We start from the raw sequence: 1,022 nt of genomic DNA, 5'->3' as shown, positions 1-1,022 counted from the left end.
TACCTTCCTGGCGTCGGTTTATCGGCACTGTATCGACCATGACCCTGACCGCAAAGTGACGACGACCGAAGATCCGATAGAATTTGTTCTGGGTAAGAGCGGAGATATTTTGCCAGCCACCCAGCTGCAGATCCGGCGGGATGTGGCCAATTTTGCCGAAGGTATCCGTGCTGACCTGCGGCGAGCACCGTCGGTTATTGGCGTCGGGGAAATGCGTGATCGGGAAACCGTGGAAGCCGGTATACAGGCGGGGCAGCTTGGTCATCTGTGCTTATCGACACTGCACATTCATTCACCGGGTGAGGCCATACCTCGCTGCCTGAACCTGTTCCAGGCCGAGATCCGCGAAGCTATCGCGCACGACATGCTGGGGGTACTCCAGTACATCGTGGTGCAGAAGTTGCTGAGAACCACCGATGGCAAACGACAGGCTGTGCGTGAGTACATTATCTTTGACGATCCCTTGCGGGAACAGTTGACGCAAATGCCTTACATCAAATGGGGCCAGCACATTGACGGCATTATTCGAGCTGAGCAACGGCGCATTGCCGATCATGCCTGGCGGCTGTACTTGCAAGGCAGCATCGCTCGCAGCGAGCTGGCCGTCGCCCTGACCGGTCACCAGTTGCGTGAACTGGAGCGAGGTCATACCCATGAATGACGAACTGGAGCCTTTGCTTCCAGGCTATTGGCGCAATGCTTCTCGGCGGCTCAATGTCTACGGTGTTCCTGCCCCCTTGTTTCTGCTGTATCTGTTCTGGTTCCGCTTCCCTACCTGGGACACGATTTATGTGATCAGCGGCATCATCCTTTTTTTCCGAATTCTGTCGGCCTTTGGTTGGACGTTGACGGTGCTGAATGCCCGGCTGGTCTATCTGTTGCGGGGAAAGCGGCTGTCGGGCCGCCCGTGGTGGTATCGCCGCTTTACTGAAGGCGAGTGACGATTATCCACATAGGCCTTTTAGGGTGCCGGGGTATAGATCGGCATCGAGGAGATCAACATGGGAAAAGTAATTGAGCAC

General features: G+C 55.9%; 2 protein-coding genes. Both read left to right on the top strand.

Features of this window, described 5'->3' with window-relative positions:
- A partial coding sequence (locus A6U95_RS29455) for an ATPase, T2SS/T4P/T4SS family (RefSeq protein WP_198927335.1) occupies positions 1 to 661 on the top strand: 661 nt, incomplete at its 5' end.
- Positions 654 to 941: an IcmT/TraK family protein gene (gene icmT, locus A6U95_RS29450; RefSeq protein ID WP_021807919.1), complete on the top strand. Its 288-nt coding sequence runs from the start codon at positions 654 to 656 to the stop codon at positions 939 to 941. The genes A6U95_RS29455 and icmT, both read left to right, overlap by 8 nt.
- The last annotated feature ends 81 nt before the right edge of the window (positions 942 to 1,022 follow it).

Source organism: Serratia sp. 14-2641 (assembly GCF_001692375.1).
Classification (GTDB): Bacteria; Pseudomonadota; Gammaproteobacteria; order Enterobacterales; family Enterobacteriaceae; genus Chania; species Chania fonticola_C.
The sequence above is the reverse complement of the archived record's forward strand: the minus strand, read 5'-3'. Positions and strand labels throughout refer to the sequence as shown.

Excerpts from the sequence above, each read along its gene's own strand:
- icmT (WP_021807919.1), top strand. The coding sequence starts at position 654 with ATGAATGACGAACTGGAGCCTTTGCTTCCAGGCTATTGGCGCAATGCT.